Here is a 22,196-nt window from a genome sequence, read left to right on the forward strand (position 1 = left end):
CATGGACACGACCACAGAACCGTCAGATTCTCCCAGAATCGCTCCGGCCCAACATGATCCTTCCGCCGTACGACGCGCAGCGTGGGCCGGCCTCATCGGAACCACACTCGAACAGTACGACTTCGTCATCTACGGCACGGCGTCCGCGCTGATCTTCAACAAGTTGTTCTTTCCCAACATCTCTCCGGCGGCCGGCATCATCGCCAGCTTCAGCGCGTACGCCGTCGGATTCCTCGCCCGGCCACTGGGTGGACTGTTCTTCTCACGCTACGGTGACCGGCTCGGTCGCAAGTGGGTTCTGGTCGCCACGCTGATGCTGATGGGCGGCGCGACCATGGCCATCGGTCTGCTGCCGACGTTCGAGCAGGTGGGACTACTGGCCCCGGTGTTGCTGGTCCTGTGCCGATTCTTCCAGGGCTTCGGCGCTGGTGCCGAACAATCAGGTGGCGCAACACTTCTGACGGAAACGGCCGCGATCGGAAAGCGTGGCAGATTGGCCGCTCTTGTCATGACCGGCGCGGCGCTCGGCACCGCTCTCGGAGCAATCGCCTGGATCCTCGCCCAGTTGCTTCCCGACGACCAGCTCATGTCCTGGGGCTGGCGGATGGTGTTTCTGAGCAGCATCCTGGTCACCGTGGCCGCGTTCATCATCAGACGCAAGCTCAACGAGTCACCGGTGTTCCAGGAACTGAAGGCAGCACAGGAGCGACCCAAGGCGCCGGTGAAAGAGGTGTTCACCAACGGCAAGCGACCGCTGTTCATCGTCATGTTCATGACCGTCGGCATCAGCGCTCAGTCCTACACGTACCAGGTGTTCATGGCCTCCTACATGAAGAACGACATCGGCGTCGATCCCACGTTCATACCCAAGGTTCTGCTCATCGGCGCAATCTGCGGCGGCATCGCGGCCTGGGGCTTCGGATGGTTGTCGGACAAGGTGGGTCGTAAGCCCGTGTACATCGGTATCGTCAGCCTGCTCGTCGTTCTTCCGGTTCCCACGTTCATGGCTCTCAGCACCGGTTCGCACGTACTGATCACCCTGGTGATGATCATCGGATTCATCCTGGCGTGCCAGGGGGCCGTCGGTGTCACGATGAGCTACTTCCCCGAGATCTTCGGGGCTCGATACCGGTACGCCGGAGTCACTCTCGGCCGCGAGTTCGCGTCCGTCTTCGGCGGCGGAATCGCTCCGTTGCTGTGTGCGGCACTGATCACCGCGTTCTCCGGATCCTGGGTGCCGGTCGCGGTCTACATGATGATCATGGCCGTCTCGGTGCTCGTCGCCGCAACCTTCGCACCGGAAACTCGGGATCGCGATCTGACCGATCCGGCCAACGCAACCGATCCGGTGCTCGACCGGGTCTGACCTGCCCACCTCGAACGGAACGGACGACACGATGACCACCGAACCGAATCCTGTGCCCGACAGAACGGTCGCCCTGATCGCGTACGGCACCGATGACATCCGCGTCGAAACAGTGGCGGTGGCCGACCCCTCGCCGGACGAGGCCATCGTCGCAATTGCCTACGGCGGAATCTGCGGCTCCGATCTGCACTACTGGAAGCACGGGGCGGCAGGGCAATCGGTACTGAAGGTGCCGATGCGATTGGGGCACGAGGCGTCGGGCACCGTGGTTCGGCGCGCAGGAGACGGCAGTGGCCCCGGTGAAGGCACCCCGGTCACTGTCCATCCGGCGACTCCCGCCGCCACCGGCGCGAAGTATCCGGTCGATCGTCCGAACCTGTCTCCCGGATGCCGCTACATGGGAAGCGCCGCGCAGGTACCGCACGACGACGGTCTGTTCATCGGTCACGTCGCCGTCCCGACACGAATGCTCAGAGTGTTGCCCGACGGTCTGGATCTGAGAATTGCTGCGTTGGCCGAGCCGGCGAGCGTCGCATGGCATGCCGTCGAGCGTGCTGGGGCGGTGTCCGGCAAGACGGTTCTCGTCGTCGGGACCGGTCCGATCGGTGCCCTCATCGTGGCGGTCGCTCGCCGAGCCGGAGCAGCTCGGATCGTCGCGGTCGACCTCGAGGACTACGCCCTGGAAGTGACGCGTCGACTCGGAGCGCATCGAACAGTCGACGCCCGAGACGGGACGGCAGTCGCGGCGGTCGAGGCCGACGTGACGTTCGAGTGCTCGGGCAACCACCATGGTCTGGCGTCGGCAATTAACGGCACGGCTCGCGGCGGTCGTGTCGTCATGGTCGGGTTACCTGCGGCGGGGCCTCAGCCGGTGCCGCTGTCATTGGCGATCACCCGGGAGATCGACCTGATCGGCTCGTTCCGGTTCAACACCGAGATGGACGACGTGATCCAAGCTCTGGCCGACGGTTCACTCGATGTGGCACCCGTCATCACCGCGGAGTATCCGGTGGCAGACGCCCTCGACGCGTTCGCGCTCGCCGCCGATGCATCCCGATCGAGCAAAGTCCTGTTGACGTTCTGACGGGCTACTACTCGAATTCGGTTCGTATCGACTGTGTCGTGAGCTGCAGCATCAGCACGAAGCCGGTCAGCGTCACCACGATCGGGGCCCACAGCACCACCGCCACGAAGGTGTCCACATCCCGTTCCAGCACTATGTACACCGCGACGATCGACGTTCCCAACAGGCACAGGGCGATGTGAGCAGCGAGTCGCCATTTGTCGAAGAAGAACCCGGCCAACATTCCCATCGGGATGAGGAAGGTGCATTTGCCGAGGGTGACTTCCGGCGCGAAATTCGCGGTGATGGTGGCTCCGAAGATCGACAGATCGGCGATGACGACGAAGGCGAAGGCTTGCCCGAGCGTCGGCCACGGTCCGAACCACCAGAACGCGCCCATGACGTACGCGGCGATCATGCACGTCCATTGCACGATCGCGGGGATGGGGGTGGTCGCGCCGTACCCGAACGCCAGCTCGAGGGTGACCACGACGGCCATGGCCAGGGCGGCGGCGGACACGATCCGCTTGACGAGCGTCGTGACAGCGAGCGACGTCATCACGCCCATGCCCCATTGGTAATGCTCGTTGGACCTCGTCAGTGCGCGAGTCACAGTGCCCCCTCGTTCCAATCGGGAGTCGATTGAAACACAGTCGCACCGCTCGACGTTCGGCTTTCACCGTGTTCCGGCCGACGGTGCGGCACGATCAGCTGGTCAATTGGTGTAACAGCTCCGGCAGTGTCTCGCTGATGTCGTGCCGGCTGGCCACCCGATAGCGGGCGGCCTCACCGAGCAGCCGCCGTCGATCGGCGTCGTCGACCACCGCCGAGACGGCGGCAGCGAGAGCATCGGAGTTGCCGGGCTCGACCAGAATTCCAGCACCGTCGGCGAGGAATTCGTGCGTGCCACCGTGATCGGTTCCGATCACCGGCAATCCGTGCGACATCGCTTCCAAGACCGACAACGGACCTGCCTCGGGAGAAGTACTGGCCGACACGACGACATCCCACCTGCGAAGAGCGGACTCGGCATCGGTGTGCCCGAGGAACTCGACACGTCCGGCAAGATCCGGTTCCGCGGCGCGCGCGCGGAGTTCGTCGACGTATTCGCGATCACCGGGGAAGCTTCCCCCGGCCAATTCGACTCGGACGTCAGGGAGCATGGCGACGGCGTCGAGCAGCACGCGGTGCCCCTTCCACGGCGTCAACAACGCCAGCATCCCGACGACCGGCGGAGAGTGCAGCGCACCGCCGAACCGCGGAACCGGCCACGGCACGCCGTTGTGTGACACCACCACGGGGAGGCCGGCCTTTCGGAGCGGTTCTGCGGTGGCCTCGGACACCGATACCGCAACGCGAACGGCCGGCCGGGCGAACCGGACCACCACACGCTGCTTGAGAGAGGTCATCGTGTCGTGTACGAGCCACGACGCCCCGCGAGCGGGCCGCGCAAACCGCGCCACCGGAAGCGCGAACAGCGAGTTGACGACCGTGGCGGTGCCCGGTGCGCGGGCGATCGTGCGCACGGCGCGCGCCGCCCCGACCCATCGTGCGACCATCCTGATCGCCGCGATACCGCGCGCGGCACCACGTTGCCCACCCAGTCCGAGCTCGTCGATGCGGACGTGCCGCGTCGTGTCGGGCAGGCGATCTGCCAATGGGCCTGCGGGGCAGGCGATCACGGTGGCATGGCCGCGGCGCGTGGCCTCGTCGATCAAATCCAGCAGCACCTTCTCGGCACCGGACACCTGGCCGGTGTGCGCGAGGAAGAGAACTGTCGATTCGTCGGTCATGTATCGGCCCGTCTGTGCGGCGAAGGTGGTTCTGGCGGATCAGTACGCATCGCGGAGCAGTGCCACTGGGTCTTCACACATTCTGCGTAGCGCTGCATCCATGACGGCCACATCGACCATCTTGCTGCAGAACGAGGCCGTATAGGTTCGGCCACCGGCGATTTCGGCGATGAGCATCGTGCAGCCGTCCGGACCGTCCGGTTCGAGCGACGCGGCCATCTGCGGGGGCCTGCCGTCGTCGGCCCAGTCGAGGTGGTCGAACACCCGCACTTTTCCGAGGTCGCTCACGGCCAGCCGCAAGGCCTCGGGTACCTCGACGACCGAATTCTTGTCCTGCGACGGTGCAGACGGCCGAATGCGTGACGCCACATCGCGAAGATGTGACATGCCCAGTACCGCGATGGGCCAGCCGGATTCGATCACCTCACGCATCGATGCGGTGATTCGGACGGGTGTCGTGTCGGCAGGAAGATGCAGTGGGATGCCGACGGCAAAGTTCCCGTGCGCGCCCTGCTGGGCCGGATCGAGATAGCGGCGGCTGTTGAACAACACCATGATGTGCTCGTCGATGTCGACGAATTCCGCTCGTAGCGCCGCGCTCCACAGGGCAATCGAGATCGACGCAGCGGTCGCTCCGGGCAGGTTCTCCGCAGTCCAGTTCTTCAGCTCGTCCACGTCGGCTTTGCTCATGTACCCGGCCCGGCTGACCTTTCCGGCTTCCCAGTTCTCGATCCGACGACGGGGACCGGACCCGCCGTCCGCTGCGCGCCGGTGTCGAGCACGCAGGGACCAGAAGTCCGCCAGCGTCTTCGGATGCCGAGAGTAGTGCCGCCACAGAGCTTTCCAGGTCGTGCTCGGTGGCAAGCCTGCGGCGAGGCCGGGAACCAGTGATCCGTCGGCATCGTCGCAGAATGCCGCCAACATCAGGACGCCGATCTGGCCGTCCCCGATTCCGTGCGAATAGTCGATGGCGAGGTGATCGTCGAACACGACCACCTCGAGTGGACCGCGAGCACCTTGTCGCGACCGAATGTCGGTGAGCATCTGCCCCAGGTCTTCGGTGCCGCCACTGCTCGTGGTGACATTGTCGCCGGCGATGTTGCTGCGGTAGCGCCACCGTCGAGCATCGGAGCGTGGTTCCAGCGCGATGTGCGGCTCCGCGTCGACGTGTTCGGCGGCGGTGAGCGTTCGACGCGTCCGCTCGATGTCGAGACCGCGGACGGGCCCGACCGCGGTGACTATCCGGGTGTCGGCAAAGACGCGATCCAATGCAGTCGAGCGATAACTACGCTCAGCGGACGGCATCGACGACCTCCTGCATTCGACTGCGGAAGTTGGCCCGTGAGAAGCCTTCCGCCCATCTACGAATGGCGGCGCGATCGTAGTCGGCCGGGTCGAACGAGCGCATGGCCTCGGCGAACCCGGCGATGACGGCCTCGTCGGAGCCCGGCTGTACATGCAAGCCGGTCTCACCGGGAATCACCGAGTCCACGGCCCCGCCGTCTCCCAGTGCGATGACCGGTGTTCCGGTCGCCATGGACTCGACCGGGACTATGCCGAAATCCTCCACTCCGGGCATCAGCAGGGCGCGCGTCGTGCGGTGCAGTTCGAGAAGCTTCTCGTGCGAAACCCGTCCCAGGAAGGTCGTTTTGGGTCCGGCCAGTTCCCGGCAGGCGTTCATTGCACGGCCGTCTCCCGCCACGACGAGGGGAACGTCGGCCTCGGCGGCCGCGCGCACCGCGATGTCAGGACGCTTGTAGGGGACCAGGCGGCCGGCAAGCAGGAAGAAATCCTCACGCTCGATCGACGGATCCGGAGTGAAGCCCTCGGTGTCGACCGGAGGGTGGACCACCACGGCGTCGTCTCGGCCCCACCAGTCTTCGATGCGCCGAGCGACCGCTGTCGAATTGGCCACCACGGTCGTCAGTTTCGGTGCGGCGGCGATCTCGCATCGACGGGCAACGGCCGACAGTGCCGTCAGTATCGCTGCTCCGGCTCTGCCGCCGCCTTCACCTGCGCGAAGTTCGGGATCCCAGGCCCATCGTGCGGGACTGTGCACGTAGGCGATCACGGGGGAGTCGGTGGCGAACACGGCCTGAGTCGCGAAGGCATGATGGCTCACCACGACGGCGTCGTAACCGCGCAGTGGCATCCGACGAAAGGCCAACGGCATCATCGGAAGAACGGGTGCGTACGACCGTTGGCCCAATGCGTTGTACACCCGATTGAGGGCGGACGTGTGTGGCGCGCGGCTGATTCCGGACGGAACCCCGGACGGGCGGGAGATCGGTGCGAACACTTCGGCAGCGGGCCAGTGCAAGGCCAGCTGTTCGATGACGTGCTCGGATCCTGCGATCTCCGTGAATCTTTCGTGTACGACGGCAATTCTGTCAGCTGGCATGGCGTTGGCCTTCCGGCGCGATCGTCTGCGCGGTCTGTTCTGCTCGTCGGGTCGAGTTCTTGTTCTGCAATACCAGGTGTACGGGAATGTCGAAGTCGTCGAGCCGTCGCAGCGCCGCAGTTGCTGCCTTCTTGTCCCGTCCACGCTTCGACACCAGCACGACGACGGTCTCGACATCACCCACGTCGGTGTACTGCCACCACTGCTCCGACAGGCCGAATTCGGCGGTGGCTCGATGGTGGCCGGTGGTCGGTCCGTCGCCGTGCGTCGACTCGAAGACTGCACCGTCGCCGACCAGGACGAGAATCACGCTGTCGCCCTTCGGAGCTGCGTGTCGCGCACTTCTCGATGCCGGTCGGTCGCCACGCTCGAGAGCAGCGATCCGGGAAGCCACGACGGGCGGTACCGTGTCGCCGGTTGCCGGGTCGAAGTGTGCACCGTATTTTCGGGACACCCGACGAGCCCAGGAGCGAGAGGGCTTGCGGCCGAGTCTTCCTCGAAGCAACACGATCAGTTCGGCCGCGACGATGAGTGCAGCCAGAGCTGCGACAAGTGCCTCCGAGACCGGTTTCGGTGAGACCGGAGTTGTGCTCTGCTCTGGTTTCGACAACACGACCAGTCGATCTCCGCTGGCAGCTGCTTCGAGTTCGCTCTGCTGGGTGCGTAGTTGGGCCAGTTCGGACAGTGCCGCAGGTCGACTCGGATCGTCGGCAGGCAGGGCGTCCACCCGAGCCTGTTGCGCGTCGACGGTGGACTGTCCCTCGGCCGTTCGTTCCTGCGAGTCGCGGATCGCGTTGGCGGAGGACGTACTTGCCATCGTCGACACCATCGCCTCGGCCAGTTCCGCGGCGAGTTCGGGAGATCGGGTCGTCACGGTCACTGTCAGCAGCGCGGGTGAGGTGCCAGGAGACAGTTCGACGCTCGAGGCCAGTTGCGACGCGTCCATATCGGCGTCGACCTGTTCCAGGACCTGATCGAGAACGCCGCGATCGGTGGCCAATTCGATGAACGGTGCGCGCATCTGCTCGATGAACGCGTCACCGGGAACGAGCGTTTGGGCAGGTTCGATCTCCGCGACGATCGACGCGGCGTACTGCTTGTCGGTGAGTTCGCTCCTGAGGTAGAACATGCCTGCACCGACCAACACGGCAATGATCACGGCGGGCAGCAATGCCCGGCCGAGTTCGCGCATGTGTCCTGCGAGGTCGATCGGTGGGGGCACGTCGCCCCGGTGTACGGCATCGTGGACGGACATCAACCGCGTACCCTTCCGTCGTCGATGCGAGCGGATGGACCGCTTCGGTGGTTCGTGGAGCCGACAGGCTCGATGATAGCTGGGTGTGGATACAGTCCGCGTAGCCGTGCCGACTGCGAATGACACTGCATCTCAACGACATTGGAATAGCAGGGGCGGTGGTCGGAAAAGATCGTGAAACCAAACTTCGGCTCCGAAGGCTGCCGCCGGAATCGGGCGATTCGTCTGTTGTGTGTCCGCTTCTCACTGCACGTGCGCACGGTGTCGTCCTTTCTCGGCTGATCCCGGCATCGGTGACTCGACGACTCCGATGGCAACGAACGCGGCGAGCGAGGTCGCGACCAGTAATGCCGCCCCGACGGATATGAGCAGCCACAGGCCGGGGTAGTGCTGTACCAGGAGCCAGCCGCCGACGGTGGCGGCCGCGGTGATCACGACGACGACCGAAAGGGACTGCACCGGAAGTAGTCCGGGGATGGGCATGCTTCGCGCTATCACGATCCACAGCAGGACGAGGGTGGTTCCGATCGTCGCGACCGTGGAGATGGCAGCTCCGTCGTACGACATCCGTGGGATCAGCACGACGTTCAATCCGATGTTCAGGGCCAGGCCGACCAACGCAACCACGGGGTAGTGGCGCTGCATCCCGGCCGAGGCCAGCAGAAAGATGCCCAGCATCACCAACGACATCAGTGCCGCGCCGATGACGAGCAGCCGGGCCGCGTGCGCTCCGTCCACGAATCTGTCGCCGTACAGGAGGCCGATCAACGGCTCGGCCGACGGTACGAATGCCGCCACGGCCATTGCACCGAAGACTGCGAACAGCAGTGCGGCCGAACGGGTGCGCGCTCGAAATGCAGTGGTGTCGTGAGGCCACGACGCCACGAGCAGGGTGCTGATCGGTGCCACTGCCGCCAATACGAAGGTGTCGATCATGTCGGAGAATTTGTAGCCGATCGAGTACAGACCGACGGCCTCGAACGTGTCGAGGAGGCTGAGCATCAGCATGTCGATCTTGAGCATGGCAATGGTGAGGGCGAAGCCGATGGCGAGGGGCACGGCCTCCCTCAGGTACGGACCCCAGCGGCGCACCTCGATGTGCCTCGACGGTCGCAACCCCATGGAACGGTTGCCGATGCCGAACCCCTTGGTGATCAGTTTGAACACTTCGTTGACCACAGCCGGCAGCACGAAGATCAGCAAGGTGGGAGCGAGCACGGCCGCCAACACGGTCAAAGCCAACTGGATTGCCTGACCGGCACTTTCGGCCACCGCCACCAGGATCAGCCGGTGACGACTCTGGAAGAGGACGCTCATGGCGTGGCCCGGTGTGGCGAACACGACCACCAGTCCACCCAGCACCGTCGCGAGGACCACCTCGCTCGGATACTGCAGCAGGAGAACGTATGCCACGGCCAGTGCGTAACCCACCAGTCCGAGGGCAGTACGCAGGGCCAGAAACGACGACGCGGTTCGACCGATTTCCTCGGGATCGTCGTCCATCAATTTCGCCAGCACGACGCGTCCGACTCCCAGGTCGGTGACGACGGACATCAGGCCCAGCAGTGCGAAGACGAAACTGAACTGACCCCAGTCGTCCGCTCCGAGGGACCTCGCGACGACGACACTGCCGACCCAGCCCAGCGCCGCGATGATCACTCTGCTGATCAGAACGGCAATCGTCGCCTTGGCTGCGGCCTTCGGATCCGCTGCGATCGCGCGGTAGTCCGGGGGCTGCTCGGTGCCGTCGAGCGCGAGCTCGTCCGGCATCAGACCACGCCCGCGGCTCGATACGCGTCGGCAGTGAGCTCAGCCGTTCGACGCCAACTGATCTCGCGGGAAGCAATCGCTGCCGCGCCGACGAGGGCTGCGCGTGCGTCCGCGTCGAAAGCGATGGGTTTCATCGCGTCTACCCAGTCGTCCACGTTCTCCGATGCGACGAGCACGGCACCGTCGCCGACGACGTCGGGGAGGGCACCGACTGCACTGGCGACGACCGCGCCGCCCGAGGCCATGGCCTCGACGGGTGGGAGCCCGTAGCCCTCGTAGCGAGAGGCGTACGCGGTGACGGTCGCAGCTGCATAGAGGGCAGGCAGGTCCTCGACATCGACGTACCCGAGCCCGCGGGAATTGCGGGGAGCGTGGGGCCCGGTCGAGCCGGCTCCGGCCAGCAGGCACGGGATACCCAGACTCTCCGCTGCGTCGGCCACCAGCTGGACGTTCTTGCGAGGCTCCACCGTTCCGACCTGCATGACGAAACGGTCCGGAAGGTCGTACTTGGACCGAACAGCGTCCACTCGGCTGTCGGTAGGAACTTCGGCCCAGGCTGCGGGTGCCAGGCCGACGACGGTGGCGTCGCGGCCGCTGACGGCCTTGATCCGGTCGGCGGTGAATTGCGAGACAGCGATGAGCAGATCGGCGCGGCGCAGAGCTCGCCGCACCAGTCTCTGTTCACCGAGCGCGCGAAATCTACTGGAGGCCGACGGCATGTCGATGACCGAAAGATCGTGCACCGTGGCGACTGTGAAGGCCTTCGTGAGAAACGGAAGGTCGACGTCCAGGCCGTGTACGACATCGCACCGGCCGACGGGGAGTGCGCCGAGCACCGCCCGAGCCGCACCGCTGGTGACAGGCCGTTCCATCGCCCGAACCGAGGGTGGCAGCTCGCCGACGGCATCGCGCTGCACGACCGCGGTGAGATCGGCGTCGGGCAGACGATCCGGTAGCTCGTTCAGGAGCTCGCGAATGTAGGTCTGTACTCCACTTCCGCCGGGCCTGAGGGCGAGCGCCCCGAAGACGATTCGTGTTGCGCTGCTGCGCATCCCACCACTCCTAACAAGAGCCAGAAATAGACATCGATCGGAAAGATCTCGAAATACGTGGAGACCAGACTGGCGAACATGGCAGCGACGATCGATGCGCCGACGCCGAGAGCGAGCGCCCCGTCGTCGCCCCGTAGTGCCCGGGACAGGCGTGTGCACCACAGCAACGACGTCACCAACAGCGCCACCACCGCCCAGAGGCCGATCGGCCCCAGTTCGAGCAGGGCCTTCACGTAGTAGTTGTCGGGTTGGTAATTGGTCGAGAGTCCTGATTGCGTGAACGCTCGGCCCTCGGCGGTGGAAATGCGGTCTGCCGCAGATCCACTCGATCCCAGACCCGTGCCGAAGGGATGAATCAGGATGCTGGCGATGATGTTGGCCCAACCGTCACCGCGTTGACCCAGACTGCTGGACGAGAAGAAGACCGACGTGATCTTGGGTACGAAGGGGACCGTGACGGCGACGGCCAGAGCCGCCAGAGCAAACGGCGCGGCGAGGTATCGAAAACGCACGGCGATCAAGTAGATGACCCCGACCGCGAGCCCGAGAATCGCTCCACGCACGATCGAACTGGACATCGCGACCACCATCATCGGAGACGCGCACAGAAACAACAAGTTTCGACGACGGCGCGGATCGGCCAGTGCGACCGCACCGCCGACAAGCAACGCCAACATCACGTACAGCCCGAACGGGAACGGCAGGTTGAACGTGCTGAACGTGCGCAGCAGCCCGCCCGATGTTCGGACCTGCGTGCCGTATTCGTAACCCAGCGACACCAGTGCGGCGGGCCCGGCCACCAGTTGAGCGATGCCGACGGCAGACGTGAACACACCCATGCCCATCAGAACCGAGACGAGGTGATCACGGTCCCTGGCGTCGAACGGCGCGAGCCACATGACGACCACCAGCAGAACGTAGAAGAAGGTGACCTTGATGCCGAAGAGACCGACTATTCCGAACGTGGCGAATGCAGACACGCTGCCGAACACGACGAAGACCGCGGCCGCCGGCCACCACGGCACGAACACCCGAGCCGGCGAGCCGGGGACATGTCGTGGTCGGCGTAACCACGCACACAGAACCGTGAAGACGACAAGGCCTTCCTTCCAGCCCGACACGACCCCGGGAAGGGGAACGAGAACCAGAAGTCCGTGCAGTGGAACCAATCCCGCCAACAGCAACACTCCACGTTGCGGGCGGCGGTAGATGGCCGATGCCACCGCGCAGCCGAGCACGAGGACCACCGCTGCGCCGAAAGCAAGCGCAACGTACGTGATCACGGGGTGACCCGAACGTGGCGGTGTTCGGCGTAGACCACGATCAGTCCTCGGCGCGTTTCAGAACGGCCAGCACGGTGAGAAACAGGATCTTGACATCGAGCCAGATGGACCAGTTCTCGATGTAGTAGTTGTCCCACTCCGCGCGGTCGGCAATGGAGGTCTGGCCCCGAAGACCGTGCACCTGCGCCCATCCCGTCACGCCGGCCTTGACTCGGTGCCGTTCGCCGTACCGACGGATCTGCATCTCGAACAGGTCCACGTATTCGGGCCGCTCGGGCCTGGGGCCGACCAAGCTCATGTCGCCACGAAGGACATTGAGCAGCTGGGGCAGCTCGTCCAACGAGGTCTGTCGCATGATCTTTCCGATACGGGTTCTCCGGTCGACACCCTCGACGCCGCCGGGCGCGTCCCCGGCCTTCCGCTCGAACGCCGCGTCGGACGCCCGCGGGGGCCGCATGGACCGAAACTTCAGGCAGTCGAACGGCAACCCATCGCGGCCGATTCGCTCCTGCGCGAAGAAGATCGGGCCGGGGGAGCTCAGGCGCACGAGCAGCATCAGCGTCAGGAAGACGGGGGAGAGCAGCAGGAGTCCGAATGCCGTCAGGACTCGATCCAGTACACCCTTCAGGGCGAACTGCCACCCCTTGGGATTGACGTGTGGCAGCACCATCAGCGGCAAGCCGCCGATGTGTTCGACACGAGTGTTGACGCCGACGGCGTCGTACAGCCTGGGCACCACCCACACCCGCATGCCGAGTCGGTGCGCAGTCCTGATCGCGCCGACCAATACTCGGTCTTCTGTCGGAGCGAACGCAACTATCAGCTCTTCCGCACCGGTCCTGCGCGCAATTGCCTCGAAATCACTCGGGAGTCCGAGGTGCGGCAGATCGGGGAGCTCGCCCCCCGGCGAGACGTCGGCGATCGGGGCTTCGCCGACGTAGCCCACCGGAGTGAGGCCGTACTCGGGGAATTGTCTCGTGCGAGAAACGAGTTGGTGCGCAATCGGATCGTTGCCGAGCACGATGGTGGGGGCCGCGGAGCCGAACCTGGTGCGCAGCATGCGCTGGACGACGATGCGAATCAGGCGGGCGATCGCGATAGTGAATGCGCTCAACAGCCACAGACGCAATACGACCGCGCTGGGCCGGTAGTCGGTATCGGCCAGAAACATCACTACCAAAAGCGCGAGCGAAGCGAACGCAACAGCCGTTTCGGCCGGGCCGATCTCGTCGAGAAAGTTGCGTCGAAGGCTGCGCCTGTACATCGACTTGCCGGCCAGAATCGCGATGAGCAGCGGCAGGAAGAGCCATGGCAGCCAGCCGGTCTCGACGAGACTGCCCGAGTACCACAGCAGCGCTCCGGTCACCGCGACCGCGGCACCGAGCACGTCGACCGCGACGTTGATCGTGGTGTTCAACGGATCGGCCCGTAGTCGGTCCGCGAGTGTGCGACGGGCTACGACGACGTCGGGCTCGGCAGCCCGCGGGCGAGTGTGGGGTGATTCCAGTGTTTCGGGCACGGCTTCTTCCGGAGGTTAGTTTCGAATGAGGTCGGTCCTGAATATCCCAATTAATGTATACCGCCACGAAAGTGGACACCCGGTCGACTTCACGAAAAAAACTCGAAGTCGGTTGTAGGTCGAAAATGCTAATACTTGTCGGGGAAAGCGCCCCTTATTCGAAAACTCGCTCGCGAATAATCCAGGCCAAGTCCTGCAGTATCTGAACGTGGCCGGTGGTCCACTGCCGCGGCTGTCGATCCCACACGCACAGGGTTCCGACGGAATGGCCGTCATCGTCGGTGAGCGGAACTCCGAGGTAGGAAACAAACAGGTTGCTCTGGACCGACGGATGATCCTTGAGGGCGTCGTTGAGTCTCGCGTCTTCCACCACCAGCGGCTGGCCTAGATCGATCGCATAACGGCAGATGGACGCTTCGAGAGGAACCTCCTGCGCGCCACCGAGTTCCGACGGCAGTCCGAGTGCACTCTTGAAGTACTGACGCTTGTCGTCGAGAAGCGAGAATGCGGCAGACGGAGCGCTCAATGCATCGGCGACCATCGCGACGATCCGGTCGTAGCCGGAGTCGGATCCGGTGTCCATCAACCCTGTCCGAGTCACTGCTGCCAGCCTCTCGGGGTCGTCGATCGGCGTACCGAATGCCCGCGTCACCTCGGCCGGTTCGACGCCCTTCTCCGAAGCGGCCTGCAAAGCCCGGAGCAGAGCACCGACCTCGGAATCCTGATCGTCGGACAGTTCACGAACGAGTCGATCGACCACGGCCCGCCGAATGAATTCATCGGTCCCGAGGCCGGATTTCTCCGCCTGCCGGGCGAGTAACTCGTTGAGACGCTCGTCGAAACCGGGAAATCCTGTTGTCATTGGGCATATGGTAGTACAGGCAATGTCGTCCTACCGATGACTGCGGGGTCGAATTCTGCGTCAATCCGAATCGTTGCCGTAATTGCCACAAAGCGTATGACAATCCGTTTCGGCGAAGATCGCCTACCGGTGTTGCTATCATCCCGCAGATGAAAGCAAATGCTCCTCTGCGGGTGATGGCCGTTCTTGCGGCTCTGGTGTTGCCGTTCGCTGCGACGCCGGCAGTGGGTGCATCTCCCGTCGTGCGGGCTCAGGCCGGTCCGGTGAACTGTGGCGGGCAGTCCGACGCCATCCGGATCGGAGTCTCGCCGGGCGCGTCGATAGGTAGCCTCTCCCCAGCAGATCTGGATCGCGAACTGACGCTTGCCAAAGCCGCGGGAGCCTTCGCGGTTCGTCTCGACATCGATTGGTCCGCAATCGAATCGACACGGGGCGCTTTCGATTGGAGTCGAACGGACCGAGTGATCGATGCCGTCGTGGCCCACGGGATGTGCCCGCACGGGATCATCGCCTACACCCCCAGATGGGCGCGAGTAGCTGCCGCGGTCAACGATTCTCACTCCCGTCCTGCAAACCCGTCCACTTACGCGGCTTTCGCCAAGACGGTGGTTCAGCGGTACCAGAACCGCATCAAGATCTGGGAAGTATGGAACGAGCCGAACATCGTGACGTTCTTCAAGCCCGTTCCCGACGTCACGGCGTACTCGGCGCTGCTTCGAGCGGCCTACACGGCGATCAAACAGGTGCAGCCCGGTTCGACCGTGCTCGTCGGTGGGATGGCACCGTCCGAGGACACGAACGGCAACATCGCGGGCACGTCGTTCCTGTCGAAGATGTACGCGCAAGGATCCAACAAGTACTTCGACGCCTTCAACGTGCATCCCTACACGTGGCCGTACCTACCCAACGACCCCAGCACAGCGTCATGGAACACCGCCATGAAGATGTGGTCGATGCGAGACACCATGGTTGCCGGCGGTGACAGTGGCAAACAGATCTGGATCACCGAATTCGGCGCACCGACCGGGACCAACCCCAACAGCGTCAGCGAGCAGGTGCAATCGGACAGCATCGGGATCGTTCTCGACGCCGTCCTCGGCAACGATTGGCTCGGACCGGCTTACGTCTACAGTCTCCGAGACGCCGGGTCCGACACCGCCGACACCGAACAGAACTTCGGCTTGGTTCGTAGAGACTGGACCCCCAAGATCGCCTACGGTCGCGTCGATGCCTACGCCGCGGAGCATTCGGCACCGTAGATCGACCGATTCCGCTGCCGGTGTTCGTGGGCTATGGTTCGCCCATGAATTCGCAGCCGGGGGGCGCGGTCCCTGATCGTAAGGACATCACGTTCGACTCGAACGGCGTCGACTGTGCGGCGTGGCTGTACCTGCCCGACAGCACCGAGCCGGCCCCGGTGATCGTCATGGCGCACGGTCTCGGCGGAACCCGGGGAATGCGACTCGACGCCTACGCAGAACGATTTCGCGCCGAGGGCTACGCGTGCCTGGTGTTCGACTATCGGTACTTCGGAGACAGTGGCGGGCGACCGCGACAATTGCTCGATATCGAGTCCCAGTTGCAGGACTGGGCCGCAGCGATCGCGTGCGCCCGGGGTCGGCAGGGCGTGGACGGTTCGCGAATCGTGTTGTGGGGCTCGTCGTTCGGCGGTGGCCACGTCATCGTCGCGGCAGCACGGGATCAGCGTGTCGCCGCGGTGGTCGCGCAGTGTCCGTTCACCGACGGCATCGCCTCCGGGCTCGCTTCGAACACATGGACCTCGGTCAAACTGTCCGTGCGGGCCGTGCGCGATCTGCTGGGATCGGTGATCGGGCGGCCGCCGGTGATGGTGGCGACCGCCGGACGACCGGGGACTACCGCATTGATGACGTCACCCGACAGTTACGACGGGTACCTCGCGCTCGCTCCGGACTCCGACGAGTCGTTCCACAATCGGGTTGCCGCCCGCTTCGCGCTGCAGATCGTGCGCCATCGGCCCGGACGTCGAGCGAAGGACGTCCGCTGCCCGATACTCTTCGTCGTCTGCAACACGGATTCTGTGGCGCCGGCGAAGGCCACCCTGCGATACGCCCGGACAGCCCCGCTCGGGGAGATCGAAACCTATGACGCAGGCCATTTCGACATCTATCTCGGTAATGACTTCGAGCAGGTGGTCGCAGACCAAATCGCCTTCCTCCTGCGCACTGTCCCGCCGCTGGTGGCTGCGGATCAGTAGACGTCGCGCACGTACCGCTTCTCCGCAGCGAGAGCCTTGACGTAAGCCTCGGCACTGCTCGGGGCCAGTTTCCCGTGCTGTGCGACCACGCCTTTCAGGGCCGCATCCACGTCTTTGGCCATTCTCGACGCGTCGCCGCAGACATAGAAGTGGGCACCTCGGTGAATCCAGTTCCAGAGCTCGCTGCCGTGTTCGCGCATACGATCCTGCACGTAGACCTTGTCCTTCTGATCCCGGGAAAAGGCGACGTCGAGACGGTCGAGCGACCCGTCGCTCAGCATCGCGGTGAGTTCGTCGCGGTAGTAGAAGTCGGTGTCCGCGTGCTGTTCGCCGAAGAAGAGCCAGTTCGGGCCGGTGTGCCCGAGCGCGCGCCGCTCGTGCAGGAACGCCCGGAACGGTGCAATGCCGGTGCCGGGACCGACCATGATCATCGGCGTGGCGGGATCCTCAGGCGGTTTGAAATGGGTCGATTTCTGTACGAATATCCCGATGTCATGGTTGGCGGCATGGTCGGCCAGATACGTCGAGCACACCCCGCGTCGAGCGACACCGTGCACGTTGTATCGCACAGCCGAGACGGTCACCTGCACCTCCTCGGGATTCTCCTTCGGGCTCGACGAGATGGAATACAGACGCGGCTGCAACGGCTTGAGAACGCCGAGCCAATCGTCCACCGACGCGCGAACCGGATGTGCGGCAAGTACATCGATCGATTGCCGTCCCCACATCCAGTCGGCGAGCGTGTGTCTGTTGTCCGGATGCAACATGGCCTCGAGGTCGTCGTCCGCGGTACGCCGGTGTACGAACTTCAACAGATCCGGTGTGGCACGGGCGATCTCGAGGTGCCGACCCAACGCCGTACGGAGCGGCATTTCACCGTGCTCGGCCAGTTCGACGACGGCGTCACCGTCGAGTCCGGTGGCACTGAGCCACTCCTGCACGTACTGGTCACTGTTGCGAGGCCAGACCCCGAGTGCGTCACCCACCTCGTATTCGAGGGTGCCCGCGGGAAGGTGGAATCCGAGTTGACGGACGTCCTTGAGCGATCCGCGTGCGGTGAGCACTCGATTCCGAACGAGAGTGGTCACGAGGGGCGACTTCTTGCTGTACCGCGGTTCTACGTCAGCAGCCGCAGGCCGACGCGCGGGTGCCGCAGGCGCGGTCGCGGGGTCGGACGTTGGCGAGTCACCTGCCAGCAGCGCGCTCACCGAGTCGAGCCACTCGGCGGCCTCGTTCTCGTAGTCGGGCTCGAGGTCGACCCTGCCGAGTAGTCGCCGCGCACCGAGTTGCTCGAGGCGTTCGTCGATCTTGCGGCCGTGCCCGCAGAAGTCTGCGTAACTCGAGTCGCCGAACGCCAGCACGGCGTAACGGATTCCGTCCAGTGCAGGTACCGAATCTGTTGTCAGGCTCTCCCAGAAGGTTGCGCCGTTGTCGGGTGCTTCGCCGTCCCCGGTGGTACTGCTGACGATCAACACGTCGGCCTCGGCCGGTAGTCGGTCTGCGGTGAAGGAGTCCATGGAGTGTTCGGTGACGGCAGACCCAGCAGCTCGCAGATGAGAAACACTGGTCTGGGCGAACTCCTCGGCAGTTCCCGTCTGCGAGGCCCACAGCAGGAGCAGTGGTCTGCCCGCTGCCGACGAGGTGTCCCCGGCGGTTCCTTCGGTGCCCGGCGAGGGAGTGCGCGAGAACAGGCCTGCGAGAACACCGTCGAGCCACGCGTGCGTCTCGGGAGTCAGCGGGGTCCGTTCGGGCAACGTGGGGATTCCCGGCGCGGAGCGACCTGCGTCGGTCCGAAGTCCCTCCAGCAGGCCTGCCATGTAACTTTGCTCGATGACGGTGAAAGGTTCTGCGGGTCGGCTCGGGCGGCCGACCAACACGGCGAGAGCGTCGACCGGATCGTGCACGTCCTCGGACGTATCGGGCGAATCCAATTGAGCAGCAGATACTTTAGTCAGCGACACGGCGCAGGCCTTGAATTCGGGTTGCTGCGAGTAGGGATCGACGGCGTCATTGGTCACCGCGTTGATCGCCAGGGATTCACCGAACTCGTCGTTCCAGTGGAACGGTGCGAAGCAGCCGCCGGGCAAGACGCGATCGGTGACCACGGCGGGCAGTACCGCACGGCCTCGACGCGACGACAGTTCGACGGTATCGCCGTCGGACAGATCGAGCCGGCCCGCATCGTTCGGGTGTATTTCCACGAACGGGCCGGGGTTCAGTTTGTTCAGCTTCGCGACTTTGCCGGTCTTGGTCATGGTGTGCCACTGATGGGGGAGTCGCCCTGTGTTGAGCAGGAACGGATAGTCGTCGTCCGGCATTTCGGCCGGTGCCATGGCGGGTCGGGCGAGAAACTGCGCTCGACCGCTCGCGGTGGGGAACGACAGGGCAGGAATCGAGCCGTCCTCCGACACCCGCAGGGTTTGGCTCACTCCGTCGTTGAGGTACCGGATGGGGTGTCTGGTGGTAGTCGACCCGGGCGGGCACGGCCACTGCATCGAACCATCGCGGAGCCCGTCGTAGGTGACGCCGCGAATGTCGTAACCGGTGGCGGGGTTCGAGAACTGCTTGATCTCCTCGAAGATCTCTTCGGCACTGGAGTACGTGAACGACTCGGAATAGCCGAGAGCGCAGGCCATGTCGGCGATGATCTTCCAGTCGGGGAGTGCTCCGCCGGGTGCTTCGACAGCCGGCTGGAACAGCGTGAGGTTCCGCTCGGAGTTGACCATGACGCCATGGGCCTCGGTCCACAGCGCAGCGGGCAGCATGACATCGGCGTATCGGTTGGTCTCGGTGTCGGCGAAGGCGTCTTGGGTGATCACCAGTTCGGCACGTTCGAGACCGTCGATCACGGTTGTTCGATTGGCGACGGACGCAACAGGATTGGTGCAGATGATCCAGCAAGCTTTGATGTCGCCCGCAGCCAACTTCGAGAACATCTCGATGGTTCCACCACCGACGTCGGTGCGCAGTGTTCCGGGCGGGATTTTCCAGGCCTGCTCGACGAACGCGCGGTCGGTGTCGTTGGTGACCGCCCGTTGGCCCGGCAGTCCGGGGCCCATGTACCCCATTTCCCGGCCACCCATCGCGTTCGGCTGACCGGTCAACGAGAAGGGGCCGCTTCCGGTCCGGCAGATAGCACCCGTGGCCAGGTGGAGATTGCACAGTGCGTTGGTGTTCCAGGTGCCGTGGGTGGACTGATTGAGTCCCATCGTCCAACAGCTCATCCAGTTCTCTGCAGTCCCGATCATCTCCGCTGCGGCACGCAGATCTTCCTCGGCGAGACCAGTTGCAGCGCAGACCTTCTCGGGGGTGTAGTCGCGAAGAAACTCCGGCATCGCGTCCCAGCCGTCGGTGAACTGGGCGATGAAGTTGGGGTCTGTGTTTCCGCTGTCGACGATCAGAGCCAGCAGGCCGTTGAGCAGCGCCAGATCGGATCCCGGTTCGAGCATGAGGTGCAGGTGCGCCTTGTCGGCGGTGGCGGTGCGCCGCGGATCGACCACGATCAGTTTCGCACCGGCCTTGACCCGGTCCATCATTCGCAGAAACAGGATGGGGTGGCAGTCGGCCATATTGGAGCCGATGACGAGGAACACGTCGGCGTTGTCGAAGTCTTCGTACGACCCCGGCGGACCGTCGGCTCCGAGTGACTGCTTGTAGCCGGTCCCCGCGCTGGCCATGCACAATCGTGAGTTGGATTCGATCTGATTGGTACCGATGAACCCTTTGGCCAGTTTGTTCGACAGGTACTGAGCCTCGATCGACATCTGCCCCGATACGTACAGCGCAACGGAATCGGGTCCGTGTTCGTCGAGGATCGTGCGGAGCCTGCGGGCAGTATCGGTGATGGCCACCGAGGTGTCCGTACTCTCCGGCCGGTCACCGCGCCGGTGGCGAATCCGAGCCTTGTCGAGGCGGCCCGGCGCGGCAAGCATGTCTGCGGTGGTGCTTCCCTTGGTGCACAGTCGGCCGAAGTTCGCCGGGTGGGTCTTGTCGCCGACCGACTTGGTGACCGTGGGCCCGATCGGCAGCGTCGACCGGGAGCTCGACTGGGACTTCGCCGCCGACGGCCCACCGACCTCGAGCACCATGCCGCATCCCACGCCGCAGTATGCGCAGAGCGTCTTCACCGTGGTGACCATGGCTTCCACAGTGCCCGGTGCAGTGTGCGCGGCCATTACACATCGGTTAGCCGGATATGACGTTGTCCTCACCGGGCGTCGAACGAGGCGGTGATGTGCGTTCGCGGCACCGCTCTGTGTGGCAGGGAGGTAACACCAACTTTCTGCAGTGCGATTGGTACTCGAACGTTATTCGTCGAACGGGCTGTCGAGTGGAATGTGTGGATTCTGCGCTGGCAGAATCGTCCGGGTCGGGCTCGAAGTGGGAAGTGGTGTGTTCATGAGGGTGTCTCGAGGATTCGTTCTCGCCGCGGTGGGAGTTGTCGCTTCGGTGGCGGTGCTGTCCGGGTGCAGCTCGCAGACGGACATCTCCGAACCCTCCGTTCCGATCGATTCCAATCCGATGACCGAACTGATGAAACCGAAGCTGACCGCGAGCGTGCTCGACGGAGCAGTCGGATTCTCACCGGCGGACCCGGTGACCGTCTCGGTTGCCGACGGCAAGTTGTCCTCGGTCACCATGCTCAACCCCGATGGCGAGCCGGTATCGGGAGCCATTGCTCCGGACGGGCTGTCGTGGACCAACACCGAACCCCTCGGCTACAACCGCGAGTATCGAGTGCAGGCCGATGCGTACGGACTCGGAGGATCATCGAGCACGGTGTCGAGCTTCACCACCAGCCAGCCGGGCAATTTCACCAAGCCCTACGTTCTGCCGAACCCGGGCGACGTGGTGGGTATCGGGCAGCCCGTCGCGGTCCAGTTCGACGAGGCGATCACCGACAAGCTTGCTGCCCAGAATGCGATCACGGTCACCACGACGCCGGCCGTGGAAGGTGCGTTCTACTGGGTGAACAACAAAGAGGTTCGCTGGCGACCGCAGAACTACTGGGCACCGGGCACCAAGGTCGACGTGGCCGTCAACGTGTACGGGCGTGATCTCGGTGACGACATCTACGGCCAGGAGAATGCGACGACGTCGTTCACGATCGGCGACGCGGTCATTGCCACTGCGGACGACAACACCAAGCAGGTGACGTTCAACGTCAACGGCCAGGATGTCATCACGATGCCGACGTCGATGGGCAAGGACTCCACCCCGACGGACAACGGCGTCTACATCATCGGTGATCGATTCGAGCATCTCGTCATGGATTCGTCGACCTACGGTGTGCCGGTCAACTCGTCCACCGGGTACCGCACTCCGGTCGACTGGGCGACGCGGATGTCGTACAGCGGCATCTTCTTCCATTCCGCACCGTGGTCGGTGGGGCAGCAGGGCTACTCCAACGCCTCGCACGGGTGTCTGAACCTCAGTCCGACCAACGCCAAGTGGGTCTACGACAACACCAAGCGCGGTGACATCGTCGTGGTCAAGAACACCGTCGGTGGAACGTTGTCGGGCACCGATGGTCTCGGCGACTGGAACATTCCCTGGGACGAGTGGAAAGCGGGCAACGCCACCACTGTCTGATCGG

16 protein-coding genes are annotated in these 22,196 nt (G+C 64.3%); 5 read left to right on the plus strand and 11 right to left on the minus strand.

The features are described from left to right. Window position 1: 1 nt before the first annotated feature. Together ASH04_RS08240 and ASH04_RS08245 are read left to right on the plus strand one after the other, a co-directional pair. On the plus strand, window positions 2-1,366 hold the full coding sequence (locus tag ASH04_RS08240; RefSeq protein ID WP_057473266.1) for an MFS transporter: 1,365 nt from the start codon (window positions 2-4) through the stop codon (window positions 1,364-1,366). Between the two features lie 31 nt (window positions 1,367-1,397). Then, on the plus strand, window positions 1,398-2,450 hold the full coding sequence (locus ASH04_RS08245) for a zinc-binding dehydrogenase (RefSeq protein ID WP_057473267.1): 1,053 nt from the start codon (window positions 1,398-1,400) through the stop codon (window positions 2,448-2,450). A 7-nt stretch (window positions 2,451-2,457) separates the two neighbouring features. Here ASH04_RS08245 and ASH04_RS08250 read toward each other — a convergent pair whose 3' ends face one another. The 10 genes from ASH04_RS08250 to ASH04_RS08295 form a co-directional block, all read right to left on the minus strand. Beyond that, window positions 2,458-3,042 carry a hypothetical protein gene (locus ASH04_RS08250; RefSeq protein ID WP_027497630.1) on the minus strand — a complete coding sequence of 195 codons (585 nt, stop codon included), beginning with the start codon at window positions 3,040-3,042 and terminating at the stop codon, window positions 2,458-2,460. 94 nt (window positions 3,043-3,136) lie between these two features. After that, window positions 3,137-4,222, minus strand: a complete 1,086-nt coding sequence (locus ASH04_RS08255; protein WP_032368234.1) for a glycosyltransferase family 4 protein — start codon at window positions 4,220-4,222, stop codon at window positions 3,137-3,139. A 39-nt stretch (window positions 4,223-4,261) separates the two neighbouring features. After that, window positions 4,262-5,527, minus strand: coding sequence for a hypothetical protein (locus tag ASH04_RS08260; RefSeq protein ID WP_057473268.1), 1,266 nt, complete (start codon window positions 5,525-5,527; stop codon window positions 4,262-4,264). Then, on the minus strand, window positions 5,514-6,623 hold the full coding sequence (locus ASH04_RS08265; protein ID WP_057473269.1) for a glycosyltransferase: 1,110 nt from the start codon (window positions 6,621-6,623) through the stop codon (window positions 5,514-5,516). Before ASH04_RS08265 ends, ASH04_RS08260 begins: the two co-directional genes overlap by 14 nt. After that, a complete protein-coding gene (locus ASH04_RS08270; RefSeq protein ID WP_230592963.1) occupies window positions 6,613-7,878 on the minus strand; it encodes a hypothetical protein in 1,266 nt (421 codons plus the stop codon). Before ASH04_RS08270 ends, ASH04_RS08265 begins: the two co-directional genes overlap by 11 nt. Window positions 7,879-8,121: 243 nt before the next feature. Further along, window positions 8,122-9,648, minus strand: a complete 1,527-nt coding sequence (locus tag ASH04_RS08275) for a flippase (protein WP_057473270.1) — start codon at window positions 9,646-9,648, stop codon at window positions 8,122-8,124. Next, the gene (locus ASH04_RS08280; RefSeq protein ID WP_057473271.1) at window positions 9,648-10,700 is read right to left on the minus strand and encodes a glycosyltransferase family 4 protein; all 1,053 of its coding nucleotides are present in this window, start codon (window positions 10,698-10,700) and stop codon (window positions 9,648-9,650) included. Before ASH04_RS08280 ends, ASH04_RS08275 begins: the two co-directional genes overlap by 1 nt. Then, a complete protein-coding gene (locus tag ASH04_RS08285; RefSeq protein WP_048318571.1) occupies window positions 10,610-11,983 on the minus strand; it encodes an O-antigen ligase family protein in 1,374 nt (457 codons plus the stop codon). Before ASH04_RS08285 ends, ASH04_RS08280 begins: the two co-directional genes overlap by 91 nt. Window positions 11,984-12,023: 40 nt before the next feature. After that, a complete protein-coding gene (locus ASH04_RS08290; protein WP_235579968.1) occupies window positions 12,024-13,502 on the minus strand; it encodes a sugar transferase in 1,479 nt (492 codons plus the stop codon). A 154-nt stretch (window positions 13,503-13,656) separates the two neighbouring features. Next, entirely contained in the window at window positions 13,657-14,364 is a 708-nt protein-coding gene (locus ASH04_RS08295) for a GAF domain-containing protein (protein WP_027497622.1), read from the minus strand. A 149-nt stretch (window positions 14,365-14,513) separates the two neighbouring features. Between ASH04_RS08295 and ASH04_RS08300 the strand changes: the two genes are divergently transcribed. Continuing rightward, window positions 14,514-15,623 carry a cellulase family glycosylhydrolase gene (locus ASH04_RS08300; RefSeq protein WP_037219422.1) on the plus strand — a complete coding sequence of 370 codons (1,110 nt, stop codon included), beginning with the start codon at window positions 14,514-14,516 and terminating at the stop codon, window positions 15,621-15,623. Between the two features lie 44 nt (window positions 15,624-15,667). Continuing rightward, window positions 15,668-16,600 carry an alpha/beta hydrolase gene (locus ASH04_RS08305; RefSeq protein ID WP_057473452.1) on the plus strand — a complete coding sequence of 311 codons (933 nt, stop codon included), beginning with the start codon at window positions 15,668-15,670 and terminating at the stop codon, window positions 16,598-16,600. Here the strand turns inward: ASH04_RS08305 and ASH04_RS08310 are convergent. Continuing rightward, window positions 16,594-20,775 carry a bifunctional nitrate reductase/sulfite reductase flavoprotein subunit alpha gene (locus ASH04_RS08310; RefSeq protein ID WP_057473272.1) on the minus strand — a complete coding sequence of 1,394 codons (4,182 nt, stop codon included), beginning with the start codon at window positions 20,773-20,775 and terminating at the stop codon, window positions 16,594-16,596. The genes ASH04_RS08305 and ASH04_RS08310 overlap by 7 nt on opposite strands. 223 nt (window positions 20,776-20,998) lie before the next feature. Between ASH04_RS08310 and ASH04_RS08315 the strand changes: the two genes are divergently transcribed. Next, window positions 20,999-22,192: a L,D-transpeptidase gene (locus tag ASH04_RS08315; RefSeq protein WP_032370364.1), complete on the plus strand. Its 1,194-nt coding sequence runs from the start codon at window positions 20,999-21,001 to the stop codon at window positions 22,190-22,192. Window positions 22,193-22,196: the final 4 nt, after the last annotated feature.

It is taken from the genome of Rhodococcus sp. Leaf233 (genome assembly GCF_001426165.1).
Lineage (GTDB): Bacteria > Actinomycetota > Actinomycetes > Mycobacteriales > Mycobacteriaceae > Rhodococcoides > Rhodococcoides fascians.

Coding starts and splice junctions, on each gene's coding strand:
- ASH04_RS08240 (WP_057473266.1), top strand. CDS start 2: ATGGACACGACCACAGAACCGTCAGATTCTCCCAGAATCGCTCCGGCC.
- ASH04_RS08245 (WP_057473267.1), top strand. CDS start 1,398: ATGACCACCGAACCGAATCCTGTGCCCGACAGAACGGTCGCCCTGATC.
- ASH04_RS08255 (WP_032368234.1), bottom strand. CDS start 4,222: ATGACCGACGAATCGACAGTTCTCTTCCTCGCGCACACCGGCCAGGTG.
- ASH04_RS08260 (WP_057473268.1), bottom strand. CDS start 5,527: ATGCCGTCCGCTGAGCGTAGTTATCGCTCGACTGCATTGGATCGCGTC.
- ASH04_RS08265 (WP_057473269.1), bottom strand. CDS start 6,623: ATGCCAGCTGACAGAATTGCCGTCGTACACGAAAGATTCACGGAGATC.
- ASH04_RS08270 (WP_230592963.1), bottom strand. CDS start 7,878: ATGTCCGTCCACGATGCCGTACACCGGGGCGACGTGCCCCCACCGATC.
- ASH04_RS08275 (WP_057473270.1), bottom strand. CDS start 9,648: ATGCCGGACGAGCTCGCGCTCGACGGCACCGAGCAGCCCCCGGACTAC.
- ASH04_RS08280 (WP_057473271.1), bottom strand. CDS start 10,700: ATGCGCAGCAGCGCAACACGAATCGTCTTCGGGGCGCTCGCCCTCAGG.
- ASH04_RS08295 (WP_027497622.1), bottom strand. CDS start 14,364: ATGACAACAGGATTTCCCGGTTTCGACGAGCGTCTCAACGAGTTACTC.
- ASH04_RS08300 (WP_037219422.1), top strand. CDS start 14,514: ATGAAAGCAAATGCTCCTCTGCGGGTGATGGCCGTTCTTGCGGCTCTG.
- ASH04_RS08305 (WP_057473452.1), top strand. CDS start 15,668: ATGAATTCGCAGCCGGGGGGCGCGGTCCCTGATCGTAAGGACATCACG.
- ASH04_RS08310 (WP_057473272.1), bottom strand. CDS start 20,775: ATGGCCGCGCACACTGCACCGGGCACTGTGGAAGCCATGGTCACCACG.
- ASH04_RS08315 (WP_032370364.1), top strand. CDS start 20,999: ATGAGGGTGTCTCGAGGATTCGTTCTCGCCGCGGTGGGAGTTGTCGCT.